The organism is Sphingobium sp. (assembly GCF_049304695.1).
Taxonomy (GTDB): domain Bacteria; phylum Pseudomonadota; class Alphaproteobacteria; order Sphingomonadales; family Sphingomonadaceae; genus Sphingobium.
The window spans coordinates 102292-118136 of the sequence record NZ_JBAQOK010000040.1 but is presented as its reverse complement, the minus strand read 5'-3'; the positions used below and the strand labels follow the sequence as shown (position 1 = coordinate 118136).

Below are 15845 nucleotides of genomic sequence, written 5' to 3'. Positions count from 1 at the left end.
CGGCCTCTTATAGGCCCGCAGCGGTCGCGGTCCAGAAAGTTATACCAGCCGCCACATAGGCCAGCGCAAACAGATAGCCGACCATGAAGGCGGGCCATTTCCAGCCATTGGTTTCGCGCCGCGTCACTGCGATGGTGGAAATGCACTGGGGCGCAAAGATGAACCAGGCGAGGAAGGCGAGCGCGGTTGGCAGGGACCATTGGCCCTTGAGCCGATCACCAAGGCTGCGTTCCATCAACGATTCGTCATCGCCCGCATCGATCGAATAGACAGTGGCGAGGGCGGACACGGCGACTTCGCGGGCGGCCATGGCCGGGATCAGCGCCAACGAAATGTCGCGGTTAAAGCCGATGGGCGCGAGGACGACGTTGAGGCCGTTGGCGATGCGCCCGGCAATCGAATGATCGACCTGGCTGGTGGGATTGCCGTCGGGCACGCGCGGGAAGCTGAGCAGCAGCCACAGGATCACGGTCGATGTGAAGATGATCGTGCCCGCGCGCTTTAGAAAGATGACGGCGCGCTGCCACAGACCGAGCAGGATATCCTGCACGCGGGGCCATTGATATTTGGGCATTTCCATCAGGAATCCGCCGCTCGCACCCTTGGTCACGGTCATGCGCAGCACCAGCGCGACGAGCATCGCGCCGACGATGCCCGCGACATAGAGGCAGAAGAGGACGAAGCCCTGCAGGCCGATGCCCGGCCCAATGTCGCGCGCGGGGATGAACGCGCCGATGATGACGGCATAGACAGGCAGGCGCGCCGAGCAGGTCATCAGCGGCGCGATGAGGATCGTGGTCAGCCGGTCACGCGGATCGGCGATGGTGCGGGTCGCCATGATGCCGGGAATGGCGCAGGCAAAGGAGGAGAGCAGCGGAATGAACGCCCGCCCCGAAAGGCCTACCCGCGCCATCAGCCCGTCCATCAGGAAAGCGGCGCGGACCATATAGCCGGTCGCCTCCAGCATCAGGATGAAGAAGAAGAGGATCAGTATCAGCGGCAGGAACACCACCACCGATCCGACGCCCTTGATGACGCCATCGACCAGGAAGGAGCGGACTATGCCGTCGGGCAGGGCGGCGCGCACGGCATTGGCGATCGCTTCGGCAAAACCCTCGATCATGGCGACCGGCGCTTCGGACCAGGCATAGACTGACTGGAACATGACGAACAGCAGGCCGAGCAGCAGCAGCAGGCCGAAGACGGGATGCAGCGCCACGCGATCGACCGCAGCGGTCAGGCGGCGGGAGGGGGTTTCGCGCACGATGGCGGCGCGGGCGATGCGCCCCGCCTCCCCTCGCAGCGTGTCAAAGTCGCGCGCCGGGGGTGCAGGGCGCAGCTGCGTCGCGCCGCCGTCGATCAGGGTTTCCAGTTCGCCGCGCAGATGATCCAGACCCCGCTTGCGCACCGCGACAGTGGCGATCACCGGCACGCCCAGTTCGCGCGAGAGGACCGCCGCATCCAGTTCCAGACCGTCGCGGGTGGCCAGATCGACCATGTTGAGCGCAACGATGGTCGGCAGGCCAAGCGCGATCAGTTCCAGCGCGAACCGCAGATGATTGTCGAGATTGGAGGCATCGACCACTATCACCAGCGCGTCGGGCAGTTTCTCACCCTGTTGCCTGCCCAGCACGAAGTCGCGCGTGACCTGCTCATCGGGGCTGCCGGGATCGAGGCTGTAGGTGCCGGGCAGATCGACCAGTTCGACCGGGCGACCATCCGACAGGGACAGTCGGCCCGCCTTGCGCTCCACAGTGACGCCGGGATAATTGCCCAGCTTCTGCCGCGCACCAGTCAACGCGTTGAACAGCGCGCTCTTGCCGGCATTGGGATTGCCGACCAGCGCGACCAGCGGCAATCCGCTCATGCCGCGTCCTCCGCCGGGCCGGTTCGCACGGTGACGGCGGCCGCATGGTTGCGACGCATGGCGATGGTCATGCGCCCGACCTTGCAGGCGATCGGGCCATTTCCAAACAGACCACCATGGTGCAGCGCCTCTACACTGGCGCCTTCGCAGAGGCCAAATTCGCGCAGGCGCTGGCCTTCGGACAGGGAGAGAGCGGGCCAGTCGATGCTATCGACATAAGCGGGCAGGTGGAGCGGCAGGTCGGTCAAACGCACGGGAAGGATACTCGCAGGGAACTTCTGCGAGTGACTATCAATAGTGATTACAGATGGCCAGAGGATTCGCGCGTCGATCAGACTGCGGGGTAGCGCAGCCGTCCGATGAAGCGCGACAGGCTGAGCCGCTCGCCGCCGCCTACACCCTTAATTTGCGCCTTGAATTTTTCGAAGCGCATGACCCCTTCGATCCGGCGGGCGAGGAAGGCGCGGGTATCGGCATGGCCTTCACTTTCATCGTCCAGAAACACCAGCAGCGTGGCGGCATAGACGCCCGACAGCGTCATGCGCTTGGTATAATGGGCAAGGTCCGTCGCCCCGTCGCCTGCCGCACGCCACATGATGTCGGCGGCGCGCCAGCCAAGCCGGGCAGCGCGGGCCGCGTTGGTGGGCAGGGCGAGAATCGCGATCGCGCGCCGCAGTGCTTCGCGATCGGGGGCGAGCAGGTCGAGACGTGCTTCCACCAGAGCGATGATCTTGCGACGAATCGACAGGGCAGCGAGAGTTTCAGGCGGCAGGTCATCGATCATGCGGGCGTCGATGCTGGCAAACCATGCGTCGATCATGTCGACTGCGCCGTCAGCGAAGGCGAGTTGCGCGATGTCCGGGTCTACGCCCTCATCCGCTGCCGCCATCGCGACTGCTGGCGCTTTCCAGCCGTCGAACGCGGCGTGGCGCGGCAGCACGGGGGCCAGCAGCACGCGGATTTCGTCGAGGGTGAGATCGGGTGTTTCGCTCATGACACCATATTAAGCACGGACCGGCAGTCGCACAAGGACCAGCGCCGCGCCCACAGCCGCCGTGCCCAGCATGTCGGTGGGGCTGAGCCATTCGCCAAACAGCATCCAGCCGAGCAGCGCCGATACCGCCGGTTGCAGCAGCAGGCTGAGGCCAAGCACGAGCGGAGAGAACCAGCCGATGGCGTAGGTCAGCAGCCCCTGCCCCACCAGCTGGCTGGACAAAGCGAGGATGACGAGCGGGGTCCAGTCGGTCGGCATGACCCGTTCGCCCAGCAGCAGCGCACAGGCGAGCAGCGGCGGGGCGCTGGCGACGCTGGACACCGCCAGCACCGACCAGCTGTCCAGCCGCCCGCGCACGCCCTGCACGATCAACAGATAGGCGGTGTAGAGGATGCCCGCGAGCAGGCAGAACAGATCGCCGCGCAGATAGACGGGCGAGAGTTCGTAGCTGCCCCCCATCATCACCAGTGCGCCAGCGCCCGCCAGGATCAGCGCCGCCGCCTGCATGCCCGTTGGTCGCTGGCGCAGCACCAGCAAGGCCCAAGCAGGCAGGATCAGCCCGCTCATATTGCCGAATATGGTGGCGTTGGTGACTTTGGTATAAAGAATACCGATATGCCATGCGGCCAGATCGGCCGCGAAAAACAGGCCCGACAACAGCAGTGCCCCCCATTCGCGCGGCGAAGGCGGCATGCGGCGAAGACCCGGCAGCGCCAGAAGGATGAGGACCGGCAAGGCCAGCGTCAGACGCCAGAAGGCTGCCGCGACTGGCCCGACGTCCGACAGGCGCACCAGCACCGGCCCGAACGGCAGGATGAGATTGGCGAGGATCAGCGCGGGAAACGCCAGGCGTGGCGTACCGATCCGCGCTACGGGGGTTGAAGTGGGCATCGCGGCTCCCTAGCTGGCTTTGGCAGCCACGTCCCGTTGCAAATCGAAACTATATCTGAGGATATTCATGACGAGCCTGTTCGACCCCATCCATATCGGTGCCATCACCGCCCCCAATCGCATCGTGATGGCCCCGCTGACGCGCGGACGTGCGACGAAAGATCATGTGCCCACCCCGATCATGGTGGACTATTACCGCCAGCGCGCATCGGCGGGCCTTATCATCACCGAAGCGACTGGCATTTCGCGGCAGGGGCTGGGCTGGCCCTATGCGCCGGGGCTGTGGTCCGACGAACAGGTGACGGCATGGACCCCGGTGACGCAGGCCGTGCATGACGCGGGCGGGCGGATCATCGCCCAACTGTGGCATATGGGGCGTCAGGTGCATAGCGACGTGACCGGCGAACAGCCGGTATCATCCAGCGCGACGGCGACGCAGGGCAACGCGCATACCTATGAGGGCAAGAAGCCGTTCGAGACGGCGCGGCCTTTGGCAGTGGAGGAAATTCCCGCGCTGATCGAAACCTATGTCGCGGCCGCCAACAATGCGATTCGCGCCGGGTTCGACGGGGTGCAGATCCATGCGGCCAACGGCTATCTGATCGACCAGTTCCTGCGCGACAACGCCAACGGCCGCACCGACGATTATGGCGGCAGCGTCGAAAATCGCGTGCGGTTGCTGGGCGAAGTGACGCAGGCGGTGGTCGATGCGATCGGGGCCGACCGCGTGTCGGTGCGCCTGTCCCCCAATGGCGACAGCCAGGGCGTGAACGACAGCGATCCTGCCAGCCTGTTTGCCCATGTCGCAGACGTGTTGAACGCGATCGGCATCGCCTCGCTCGAACTGCGCGAACCCGGCCCGAATGGCACGTTCGGCGCGACCGACGTCCCGCGCCAGTCGCCGATGATCCGCGAGCATTTCAAAGGGCCACTGATCCTGAACAGCGATTATGATGCGAAAAGGGCGCAGGCGGACCTGGACAGCGGGTTGGCCGATGCGATCAGCTTTGGGCGCCCGTGGATCGCCAACCCCGACCTTGGGGAGCGCCTGCGCGCGGACGCGCCGCTCAATGCGATACAGGGGATGGAAACCTGGTACGGGCCGGGCGAGAAGGGTTACACCGACTATCCGGCGCTGGATAAGGTCGAGTCCTGAGCCTGTAATCGAACGCCGGGGTTCAGAGGCTTAGGCCGGACTGGACCCCGGCTTTCGCCGGGGAACCGGTTTCGTAGAGCCTGATGACTACCTGGCCCCCTCTCAACCACATCCGTTCGTTTCGAGCATAGTCGAGAAACGCCAATATAGCGCCAAGGCTTCTCGACTTCGCTCGAAGCGAACGGATGTGGGGAGATGCCTCGGCCTTCTTACAGGCCGAAGCGTTCGCGCAGGGCGAGCATGGCGATTGCGGCCTTGGCGGCTTCCCCGCCCTTGTCCTTTTCGGTCCGCTTGGCGCGGGTCAGCGCCTGCGCTTCATTTTCGACGGTCAGGATGCCGTTGCCGATGGCGATGGCATCCATGGTCAGCGCCATCAGACCACGCGCGCTTTCGTTCGACACCACTTCGAAATGATAGGTTTCGCCACGGATCACGACGCCGATGGCGATGAAGCCGTCATAGCGGCCGCTTTCCGCCGCCAATGCGATCGCGCCGGGGATTTCCAGTGCGCCGGGGACCGTGACCACCTCATATTTATGCCCCGCTTCTTCGAGCGCGGCGGTCGCCCCCTCGATCAGCAGGTCGTTGAGATGGTCGTAGAAGCGCGCTTCGACGATGAGGAATTTTGCCATGGGGTCTGTCCTTACAAATCGATCGAACGCTGCCCAACCACGGCCAGGTCATAACCGTCAAGCGCAACGAGGCTGTGATGGCTGTTGGTCAGCAGCACCATGTCATGCACGCCAAGGTCGGCGAGGATCTGCGCGCCCACGCCATAGTCGCGCAATTCATCCATGCCCGAATCCGTCTGGCCTTCATGATTTTTGAGCAGGCGGCTGAGCAGGTCGTTATCTTCGGTCCGTTGCGCCAGGATGACAATGATGCCGGTCCCTTCCGCGCCGATGATTTCCATCGATTTGGCCATCAGCGATCCGCGCGGGCCGTCCAGCCCGAACATGTCGTGCAGGGGTGATAGCTGATGCATGCGCACAAGCGTCGGCTCGTCGGGATCGACGCGGCCCTTTTGCAGCACGATCTGTTCGGTGTGCGTCGCCTTGTTATAGAAGGTGATCGCTTTCCAGTCGCCACCCCATTTGCTGGCGAAATTAGCTTCCGCCCGGCGTTCGACCATATGATCGTGGCGACGGCGATAGGCGATCAGGTCGCGGATCGTACCGATTTTCAGCTTATGCTTCTGCGCAAAGGGAATGAGGTCGTCGAGGCGCGCCATCGTGCCGTCGTCCTTCATCACTTCGCAGATGACGCCAGACGGGTTGAGACCGGCGAGCCGGGCGACGTCCACCGCCGCTTCGGTATGGCCGGTGCGCACCAGCACGCCGCCATCCTTGGCCACCAGCGGAAAGACATGGCCGGGCGTCACGATGTCGGCCTTGCCCTTCGACCCGTCGATCGCGACCGATATGGTGCGCGCGCGGTCGGCGGCGCTGATGCCGGTGGTGACGCCTTCGCGCGCCTCGATCGATACGGTGAAGGCGGTTTCGTGCCGGGTGCCGTTGTTGCGGCTCATGAGGTCGAGGCCAAGCTGCTCCACCCGCCCCTTCGTCAGCGCCAGGCAGATGAGGCCACGGCCATGGGTCGCCATGAAATTGATCGCGTCGGGCGTCGCCATCTGGGCGGGGATGACCAGATCGCCCTCATTTTCGCGATCTTCGTCATCGACCAGAATGAACATACGGCCGTTGCGGGCTTCGTTGATGATTTCTTCTGGCGAAGCGAGCGCGGTGCCGCCTTCGCGCTTGAGCAGATAGGCTTCCAGCCGGCCGAGCGTGTCGGCGGTCGGGTTCCAGTCGCTTTCGCCCAGGCGGCGCAGCGAATTGGCGTGCAGGCCAGCGGCACGGGCAAGGCCCGAGCGCGACATGCCGCCAGCGGAAACGAGGGTGCGAAGAGTATCGATAAGCGCGGACGACATGAGAGGCGACTCCTTCCCGAAAGCGGGCCAGAGTCGGCATATCACATTGCAATGTGATTATTGCAAGGGCGTATCACATTGCGGCAGCGCGCAGGCTCTGCATCCTGTCGAGATAGCGGGCCAGCACGTCGATTTCCAGATTGAACGCGCGGCCTTCGGGCAGATGGGCGAGCGTCGTAGCGGCTGCCGTATGCGGGATGATGTTGAGGCCGAAATGCACGCTGCCATCGGGCTGATCGGCCACGCTGTTGACGGTCAGCGATATGCCATCGAGCGTGATCGATCCCTTTGCCGCGAGGGCTGCGGCCAGCGCCGGTGGCGCGGCGATGGTCAGCCGGATCGAATCGCCTTCCTCCTGTGCCGACACGAGATGGCCGATGTCATCGACATGGCCGGTGACGATATGGCCGCCCAGTTCGTCGCCGACTTTCAGCGCGCGTTCCAGATTGAGACGGCCGCCCTCGACCCACAGGCCCGGCGCGGTGCGTGTGACCGTTTCGGCGGACAGATCGACCGCGAACCAGTCCGCACCCTTTTCCACCACGGTCAGGCACGCGCCCGAACAGGCGATCGACGCACCGATTGCCACGCCGTCCATCGCATAGCTGCACCCGATGACGAGACGCAGGTCGCCGCGTTGCTGCGCGGCGCGCACGGTGCCGATGTCGGTGATGATGCCGGTGAACATGGTGCGTGGTCGGTCCTGTGCTATCCGTCGGAGAAACGTCCAGCGGCTTAGGCGCTCGACACGGCCTCGTAAACCTCCAGCCGGTCTGCACCCAAACGCCGTTCGTCCGTCATGCGCCAGCGGCCATGCGCCTGCGCCAGATCGGTGAGACCGATGTCGCCGATGCCCGCCAGCCCCGCGCCGATGATGATGGGCGCGCGGTAGAGCAGTAGCCGATCGACCAGCCCGGCGCGCAGAAAGGCGGCCGCAGTCCCTGCCCCGCCCTCCACCAGCAGATGATCGACGCGGTCCAGCGTTGCAATATCCTGCGGCGTTGCGATCCCGCCCCAACCTTCCGGCGCGGGGCCACGGCTGAGCAGGATGCGGCGGGGCGATCGCGTCTCCAGCCCGGTCAGCCGCACGTCGAGCCGGGGCGCATCGACGCGCAGCGTGCCGCCGCCCACTAGAATCGCGTCGTGCCGGGCGCGCTCCATATGCGCATGGGCGCGCGCGTCGGGACCAGTGATCCAGCGGCTTGCACCATCCGCCATCGCGATGCAGCCGTCGATCGAGACGCCCAGTTTCAGCGTGACATGGGGCCGCCCGCGCGTCTGGCGCAGGACGAACCCGGCCATGGCGCGGGCCGCGTCATCCGCCAGCAATCCCATCTCTACCGCTATCCCGCGTTCGCGCAGATAGGCCGCGCCCTGCCCATCGGTACGCGGATCGGGATCGCGCAGGGCGACGACCAGACGGGCGATACCGGCGCGCGCCAGCAGATCGGCGCAGCGGGGACCGCGCGGGGACAGGTGAAAACAGGGTTCCAGCGTGACATAGGCCGTCGCCCCGTGCGCGCGATCCATCGCCTGATTGAGCGCCTGCGCCTCCGCATGGGGGCGGCCGCCCTTTTGCGTCCAGCCGCGCCCGACGACATGACCGTCGCGCACGATGAGGCAGCCGACATTCGGATTGGGCGTGGACAGTCCCCGCCCGCGTGCCGACAGGGCGATGGCGGCGGCCATGAAACGCCGGTCGTCCTGCGCTATAGCGGGGGTCGTCATGGTCAGGGCTGGGTGACTTTGGTCCGCGCGGCCGCGCTTTTGGGCGTCTGCACGCCATCGATCGGCGCACCGGGCGCGTCAGCCTCCGCCTTCACAAGTCGCTTGTCGAGCAAGGCGTTGATCTGTTTCAACGCTTCCTTGCGCTCTCTGGTTTTGCGCGCTTCTTCCTCCCGCCATTCGATGCCCAGCGCATCGGCCAGCCGCTGCATTTCGCCCTGTTTTTTCTGCAGGATCACATTGTAGCGGGCCAGATCCATCTTTTGTTGCAGGATGATCGCCGCGTCGCTGCGGTTCGCGTCCCAGCTTTGGAAATAGACGATCTTGTTGCGAGTCGGCATGGTGTTGGTGTTGCCATCGACGATGAACGCCCAGATGATGACATAGGTGATCGCTGCGGACAGGCCCAGCAGCGGCCATTTATGCGGCCGGTTTTCGCGGAAATAGCCCCACAGATCGTGGACGGCCCTTTTGGGGGAAACGGGACGGGGAAATATCGCCATGGCTGGGATATAGGACAGGCCGGGCGTGGATGCAAAGGTCGGCGTCGCATCCGCGCCCGGCGTTCCTGTCCTTACCGGTCGGTCAGGGTGAAGCGCACCGTCAGTATCTTGTAGGATGCCACCGCCACGCCATCACGCGTCGCGGCGCGGAAACGCCATTTGCGTAGCGCGTGCCGCTGGGTCGCCAGCCAGAAACTCTCGTCGCTCGCGGCGATCCGTTCGATGTCGGTGACGCGTCCTTCCGGGCTGATGGTGACGCGGACGGTGACTGTTCCCTCCATACCCTGCCGAATCATCGCGCCGGGGTAATCGGGCTGGAAGGTCGGCAGCGCGCGGGGGTCGATCGCGGCTTCGGTCAGGACAGGATCGCGTGGCGGAACGATCGGCGGCGTGATGATGGTCGGGCCAGGGTCGATCGTTCGGACAGGGTCGTCCGACCCGAGCACTGGATCGGTTGGAAGTATCACGACTGGATCAAACGCGGTCGGCTTTTCCGACGCGACGCGAGCCGTGACGGGATCTTTGGCGACCTCCGTCTTTTCGGGTGGCGGCGGCCTGTCCTCCGGCACGGCGTAGGTTTCGAAGGGATGCGCGGTGAAGGTTTCGATGACCTCCTTGGGCATCAGCATCCAGACGCCGATGACCAGCGCATGCACCATGATCGCGCCGCCGATCCCCACGGGGGATGTGCCGCCACGCCCATAGCCTTCGGGCGTTTGTGCCGTTCGATTATGCAGGAGGCGGGCGATGACGCCCTGCCCCGGCGTGATGGTCCTGTCGCCCTGCCCGACCATCGTCTGCATCATATTCATGCGCATCGCTCGACTCCTCTGCCTGTCCGCCATCGTTGGTGCGGATCATGACATGTTACATCATATTTTCATGATATGTTGCAACATATATCTACATGATTGGTAGAGCAGTGGAACGGGCCGTATGAGGCGTTACAAAAGCGTGTCGATGGCGTGCAGCACTAGTCCGACGAGACCGCCGACCAGCGTGCCGTTGACGCGTATATATTGCAGGTCGCGGCCGACGGCATTTTCCAGCCGGTTGGTGATGGTGCCTGCATCCCATCCGCGCACGGTGTCGCTGACCAGACGGACGATCGCATCGCCATAGGTCGCCGTAGCCCCCACCGCCGCGCGGCGCATGAAACGGTTGATGAGCAGGCGCAGGCGCATGTCGGCCTGCAACGTACCGCCCAGTTGACGCAGCGCTTCGCCCAGTCGCCCGGCCATTGCCTTGCCCGGATCGCGCACCGCGCGCAGCAGGCCGCCGCGCGCCTGTTCCCACATCCCGTCGATCCAGCGCTGCATAGCCGGGTTGTCGAGTATCTCGTCGCGGATTTTGGCGGCCTTCGCCTGCATTTCCAGATCATATTGCAGGTCGAAGGCGAGTTTCGCCATGCCCTCCTGCGCTTTGAGCCGCATCCCATGGTCGGGGTCTGCCGCCATGTCCGCCAGCATCTTGCGCAGGCCAGACAGGATCGCATTGGCGAGATTTTCGTCCAGCCCAGTCCAGCGCAACACCTTGCCCGCGCGTTCCTGCACCATCTGCCGGATCAGATGTTCGTTCGCCTCCAGCGCGCGGTCGGCCCATATGATGAGGCCGTCCATCACCGGTCCGTGGCGACCATCGCGCATCGCCGCCTCGATCGCCTGACCGACCAATGGACCGACATTGATGGCGCGCAGCCGCTGGCCGATCGCGCCCTTGACCATGCCGCCCAGCCGTTCCTGATCCAGCGCCTCCAGCATGTCGGCGATCAGCCGCGACGCGCCTTCGCGCAGTCGTCCGTCGCCGCCCGAGGGGCTGGCGAGGAAACGACCCGCCGCCGACGCGACGTCCATCGTACGCATCCGCCGCGCAACGACCGCAGGCGTCAGGAAATTGTCACGCAGGAACAGCGCCAGCGTATCGCCGATCCGGTCCTTGTTACGCGGGATGATCGCGGTGTGGGGGATGGGCAGGCCAAGCGGATGGCGGAACAGCGCAGTCACGGCGAACCAGTCGGCCAGACCGCCCACCATCGCTGCTTCGGCAAAGGCCTGAACGAAGCCGATGGCCGGGTGCAGATGGACGGTGGCGCGCGCGATGATGAACAACAGCGCCATGGCCAGCAGCATCGCGGTGGCGACCATCCGCATCCGGCGCGCCGGATTGGGAGCAATATCGATGACGGAACGGCCTGAGGCAAAAGGGATGGGGCGTAACAGCTTCATGGCCGTTCAACGGTTACGCCACCGTTTCGTTCAGACAAACAGGTTTTCGCGTTACCGATTGGCTCACTCGGCGGGATGGGGGTGCGGCACGCCCTTGTCGTCGCCCGGCTTATAGGTCATCAGCCCCCGGCCAAGGCGCGGGCCGACCCAGTTTTCCAGACCGATCGCCAGGCTGAACGTCGCAGGCACGATCACCAGTGTCAGGACAGTGGACAGCAGCAGGCCGCCGATCACCGTGATGCCCATGGGCGCGCGCCATGCAGCGTCGCCCGACAGCGACAGCGCAGTCGGCACCATACCCGCCACCATTGCAACCGTGGTCATGACGATGGGCTGTGCGCGCTTGTGCCCTGCATCGACGATCGCTTCATAGATGGGCACGCCCTTTTCCATTTCCTCCAGCGCGAAATCGATGACCAGAATCGAGTTTTTGGCGACGATCCCCAGCAGCATCAGCAGGCCGATGAATACCGGCATGGACAAGGGCTGTCCCGCGACATGCAGGGCCAGCGCGCCGCCCAGAGGCGCGAGCAGCAACGACCCCAGATTGACGAAGGGCGGCATGATCCGCTTGTACAGCAGCACGAGTACCGCCAGCACCAGCATGATGCCCGACGCGACGGCGATGACGAAGTTCTGCAGCATCTCCATCTGCCATTTGGCGTCGCCCGCGTTGATCTTTTGCACGCCCTGAATGCGACCTTCGTTGATCGCCTTCATCAATGGCAGCGCGTTGATCTTCTGATTGGCCTGGCTGGTGACGACGCCAGGCGCCAGATCGGCACCGACGACGATGCGGCGGATCTGGTTGTAGCGGCGGATCTGCGTCGGCCCTGCGCCAAAGCTGATGTCGGCGACGACCTTGAGCGGCACGAACCCGCCGCTGACGGTCGGCACCGGCATGTTTTCGATCGTGCCGATGTCCTTGCGGCTGTCTTCGGCCAGTGCCACGCGAATCGGGATCTGGCGGTCGGACAGAGAGAATTTGGCGCTGTTCTGGTCGATGTCGCCGATCGTGGCGATACGGATCGACTGGCTGAGCGCCGCTGTCGTCACACCCATGCTGGCGGCCAGATCCAGCCGGGGCTTGATGATGATTTCAGGCCGCTGCATGTCGCCCTGCACGCGCGGGGCGCGCAGTTCGGGAATATGCGACATCTGTTCGACCAGTTGGTTAGCCGTTTTTTCCAGCAGTTCCGGATCATCGGACCCGAACATCATGATGACATCGCGGCCAAAGCCGCCGCCCGACTGCGACTGGAAATTGACCCGTGCGTCGGCGATCGTCTGGAACTTTGGCGCGACCTTGCGTTCCCAATCGACCGAACTCATCGGTCGGTCTTTCTTGAGCGTCAGGAAAATGTCGGCGGTGGTTGGTTCGATGTCCGAAAAAGCGGCCTCCACCACATCGGTGTCGGCCGCCAGCATGTCGGCGACCTTACGCGTGATCGCGGTGGTCTGCGCCAGCGTGCTGCCCGGCACGGTTTCGATCTTCACCTGACTGAAATCGGTGTTGGTCGTGGGCTGGAATGTCATCGGCAGGGTCGCAAAAGCAATGATGGTGGCGATGAAGGCGAGGAAGCCAATGCCCACGGTCCATACCCTGTGATCGCGAAAGGTAGCGACGAGCCGATTCCGCCAGCCGCCGCGCGCGCGCCGCTCTTTGGCAACGCGATCGTCCAGTGACCAATGCAATACGGCCATGTACCGATCCATCAACCAGCCTTCGCCATGGCTCGCCTCACCATGCGCCTTGAGGAAATAAGCCGCGATCATCGGCGTGATAAGGCGAGCGACGGCCAGGCTCATCAACACCGACACGACGACCGTCATACCGAACTGGATGAAGAACTGGCCCGACAGGCCCGGCATCAATGCGACCGGCAGAAAGACGGCAACGATCGCCATGGTGGTGGCCAGCACGGCAAGGCCAATTTCGTCCGCTGCATCGATCGACGCCTGATAGGCGGATTTGCCCATGCGCATATGGCGCACGATATTTTCAATCTCCACGATGGCATCATCGACCAGCACGCCCGCCACCAGACTGAGCGCCAGCAATGAAATGCCATTCAGCGTAAAGCCCATCATGTCCATGAACCAGAAAGACGGGATGGCCGAAAGCGGGATGGCGAGCGCGGAAATCATCGTCGCTCGCCAGTCGCGCAGGAACAGGAACACGATGACGACGGCCAGCACGGCGCCCTCGATCATTGCCGCCATGGCCGAATGATATTGGCCCTTGGTATATTCTACGCTGGTATAGAGTTGCTTGAACTGAACCTTGGGGTTTTCCTTTCGCAACGAATCCAGCGTTTTCATCGCTTCGTCGTAGACGGTGACGTCGGACGATCCCTTGGCCTTTTCCATGCTGAAACTGGTGACCTGCCGCCCGTTCATCAACGACAGGCTGCGCTGTTCGGCATACATGTCGCGCACGTCGGCAATGTCGGACAGCTTGACGGTGCGGCCACCGGAAATGGCGATCTGGGTCGCGCCTAGATCGCGGGCACTGCGCGCATTGCCCAGCACGCGGATCGACTGTTCGGCGCCGGCGATTTCGGTGCGACCGCCCGCCGCGTTCATATTCACCTGATTGAGTTGCTGGTTCACCTGCGCAGCGGTGATGCCGCGCGCCTGCATGCGGGCGGGATCGAGGATGACGCGGATTTCGCGGCTGACCCCGCCACCACGCTTGACCGCCGCCATGCCGCTGATCGACAGCAGCCGCTTGGCGACCGTATTGTCGACATACCAGGACAATTCCTCCAGCGTCATGTCGGTCGCTTCGGCGCTGAAATAGGCGATCGGCCCGCCGTCAACGTCGATGCGGCTGACCTGCGGTTCCAGGATACCATCGGGCAGGTCGCTGCGAATCTGATCGACGGCGTTCTTGACGTCGGCAACGGCGCGATCGACCGGCGTGCCGATCTGGAACTGCACGTTGGTGAGCGAACGCCCTTCCGACGCGAAGGAGGTGATTTCGTCCACACCGCTGACAGCACGGACTGCCGCTTCCACGCGCTGCGTGACCTGTGTTTCCAGTTCGGTCGGGGCCGCACCCGGCTGGCTGACGGTGACGCTGACCATCGGAAAGCTGACGTCGGGGTTGTTGTTGATGTCCATGCGGCTGAAACTGACCAGCCCGGCCAGCATCAATGCGGCAAACATGACGAGGGGCGTGACCGGGTTGCGGATCGCCCATGCGGAAATATTGCGAAAACTCATGCCGGGCATTCCCTCGCCGGGCGGCGGACCGCCCCATGTTCATTCATGCAATGCGTGTGGCGACCGATGCCACCACATGCGTGTATTCAGCCTGCCGGTTTCAACAGTTCAGGCTTGACCTTCTGTCCCGGCGTCAGGAAGGCGCCGGCCGACGTGACGATCCGTTCGGTGCCATCGATCCCGCTGGTCACCGCAACGCCTGCGTCGGACACCTGGCCGACGGTGACATTGCGCCGTTCGACCTGGTTGCTGGCATTGACGATATAGACATAGCTGCCCTTCGGATCGCTTTGCACCGCCGATTCGGGTAGCAAGGGCGCGCTGCCCGATCCGCTGGTGATCGTCACGGCGGCAAAGCCACCGGGGCGGATCGCAGGATTATAGGGAATGGCGATGCGGGCGATGCCCTGCCGGTTCTGGGGATCGACCACGGGCGACACCTGCCACACCCGACCGGCGAACTGTTCGCTGCTACCGATCGGGGTGATCGTAGCGCTGTTGCCCACGCGCAGATTGCGCAGATCGCTTTCCGCCACCTGTGCCTGCAATTCCATCTCGCCGTCCTTGGCCATGCGGAACAGCACGCCGCTGCCAGCGCCGACGATCTGCCCCGGCTCCAGCGCGCGGGTCAGCACCAGCCCGGATGCAGGCGCACGAATGTCCAGCCGTCCGGTGCGGGCCTGCTGTTCGGCCAGTTGCGCGGCGGCAACGCCCACGCGCGCATTGGCGGCGTCGCGCGTCGCGGTCCGCTGGTCAATGTCGGCGGCGCTGATGAAGCCGCGCCCGACCAGCGCCTTGGCACGATCAAGCTGCGCCTGCGCCAGTTTCGCGTCGGCGCGGGCCACATCGACCTGCGCGGCGAGCGAGCGCACCTGCTGCGTCTGCACCGAGCGTTCGAGTATGGCCAGCACCTGCCCGGTCCGCACCCAGTCGCCCGGTTGCACCAATACGCGTGTCACCATGCCGCCTTCGCCCAGAACGCCGACAGGCATGTCGATCCGCGCGGCGAGCGATCCGGTTGCCGTGACAGTGCGTGCCACTACCGATTGCCCCGGCTGGCTGACCGTGACGACCGGCACCTGCACACCGGCTGCTGCAACCGGCGCTTCCTTGCCGCGCATGGCCATCCATGTGGCGATCGCGATCAGCACGATGGCGACGATGCCGCCGATCGTCAGCAACCGCTTGCGGCTGGCACGCCGCTCATCCGCATCGACCATCACAACCGATTCGCCCACCAATTGGGTTTCGTAATTCATGCCGCTTCCATCTCTCAGGCGCCAGGCTGCTGTAGCGTCGCCATCCTCAACTGTATTATCTAAATAT

The 15845-nt window shown here is 64.3% G+C and carries 14 protein-coding genes; 1 reads left to right on the top strand and 13 read right to left on the bottom strand.

Annotated elements, in window-relative coordinates; translation table 11 throughout:
• Window positions 1–7 precede the first annotated feature (7 nt).
• From feoB to WA070_RS05975, 4 genes are all read right to left on the bottom strand, one after another.
• The gene (feoB, locus tag WA070_RS05990; protein ID WP_422633208.1) at window positions 8–1867 is read right to left on the bottom strand and encodes a ferrous iron transporter B; all 1860 of its coding nucleotides are present in this window, start codon (window positions 1865–1867) and stop codon (window positions 8–10) included.
• On the bottom strand, window positions 1864–2121 hold the full coding sequence (locus WA070_RS05985; protein ID WP_422633207.1) for a FeoA family protein: 258 nt from the start codon (window positions 2119–2121) through the stop codon (window positions 1864–1866). The genes feoB and WA070_RS05985 overlap by 4 nt, the downstream gene beginning before the upstream one ends.
• A 77-nt stretch (window positions 2122–2198) precedes the next feature.
• Window positions 2199–2861, bottom strand: coding sequence for a COQ9 family protein (locus tag WA070_RS05980; protein ID WP_422633206.1), 663 nt, complete (start codon window positions 2859–2861; stop codon window positions 2199–2201).
• A 9-nt stretch (window positions 2862–2870) separates the two neighbouring features.
• Window positions 2871–3752 (bottom strand): DMT family transporter, encoded by an 882-nt coding sequence (locus tag WA070_RS05975; protein ID WP_422633205.1) that lies wholly within the window; start codon window positions 3750–3752, stop codon window positions 2871–2873.
• Window positions 3753–3819: 67 nt separating this feature from the next.
• On the opposite strand from WA070_RS05975, the gene WA070_RS05970 reads away from it, so the two are divergent.
• Window positions 3820–4908, top strand: a complete 1089-nt coding sequence (locus WA070_RS05970) for an alkene reductase (RefSeq protein ID WP_422633204.1) — start codon at window positions 3820–3822, stop codon at window positions 4906–4908.
• Between the two features lie 209 nt (window positions 4909–5117).
• Here the strand turns inward: WA070_RS05970 and ribH are convergent, their stop codons facing one another.
• The 9 genes from ribH to WA070_RS05925 all read right to left on the bottom strand — a co-directional run bounded on the left by ribH (window position 5118) and on the right by WA070_RS05925 (window position 15778).
• Complete coding sequence (ribH, locus tag WA070_RS05965; RefSeq protein WP_422633203.1) at window positions 5118–5540, bottom strand: 6,7-dimethyl-8-ribityllumazine synthase; 423 nt, start codon at window positions 5538–5540, stop codon at window positions 5118–5120.
• 11 nt (window positions 5541–5551) lie between these two features.
• Entirely contained in the window at window positions 5552–6838 is a 1287-nt protein-coding gene (ribB, locus tag WA070_RS05960; RefSeq protein ID WP_422633202.1) for a 3,4-dihydroxy-2-butanone-4-phosphate synthase, read from the bottom strand.
• A 73-nt stretch (window positions 6839–6911) separates the two neighbouring features.
• Window positions 6912–7526 carry a riboflavin synthase gene (locus WA070_RS05955; protein WP_422633201.1) on the bottom strand — a complete coding sequence of 205 codons (615 nt, stop codon included), beginning with the start codon at window positions 7524–7526 and terminating at the stop codon, window positions 6912–6914.
• 47 nt (window positions 7527–7573) lie between these two features.
• Window positions 7574–8566 carry a bifunctional diaminohydroxyphosphoribosylaminopyrimidine deaminase/5-amino-6-(5-phosphoribosylamino)uracil reductase RibD gene (gene ribD, locus WA070_RS05950; RefSeq protein ID WP_422633200.1) on the bottom strand — a complete coding sequence of 331 codons (993 nt, stop codon included), beginning with the start codon at window positions 8564–8566 and terminating at the stop codon, window positions 7574–7576.
• 2 nt (window positions 8567–8568) lie between these two features.
• The gene (locus WA070_RS05945) at window positions 8569–9066 is read right to left on the bottom strand and encodes a hypothetical protein (RefSeq protein WP_422633199.1); all 498 of its coding nucleotides are present in this window, start codon (window positions 9064–9066) and stop codon (window positions 8569–8571) included.
• 71 nt (window positions 9067–9137) lie between these two features.
• Window positions 9138–9884, bottom strand: coding sequence for a TonB family protein (locus tag WA070_RS05940; RefSeq protein ID WP_422633198.1), 747 nt, complete (start codon window positions 9882–9884; stop codon window positions 9138–9140).
• A gap of 126 nt (window positions 9885–10010) precedes the next feature.
• Window positions 10011–11291: a DUF445 domain-containing protein gene (locus WA070_RS05935; protein ID WP_422633197.1), complete on the bottom strand. Its 1281-nt coding sequence runs from the start codon at window positions 11289–11291 to the stop codon at window positions 10011–10013.
• A gap of 63 nt (window positions 11292–11354) precedes the next feature.
• The gene (locus WA070_RS05930; RefSeq protein WP_422633196.1) at window positions 11355–14519 is read right to left on the bottom strand and encodes an efflux RND transporter permease subunit; all 3165 of its coding nucleotides are present in this window, start codon (window positions 14517–14519) and stop codon (window positions 11355–11357) included.
• Between the two features lie 86 nt (window positions 14520–14605).
• Window positions 14606–15778: an efflux RND transporter periplasmic adaptor subunit gene (locus tag WA070_RS05925; RefSeq protein WP_422633195.1), complete on the bottom strand. Its 1173-nt coding sequence runs from the start codon at window positions 15776–15778 to the stop codon at window positions 14606–14608.
• Window positions 15779–15845: the final 67 nt, after the last annotated feature.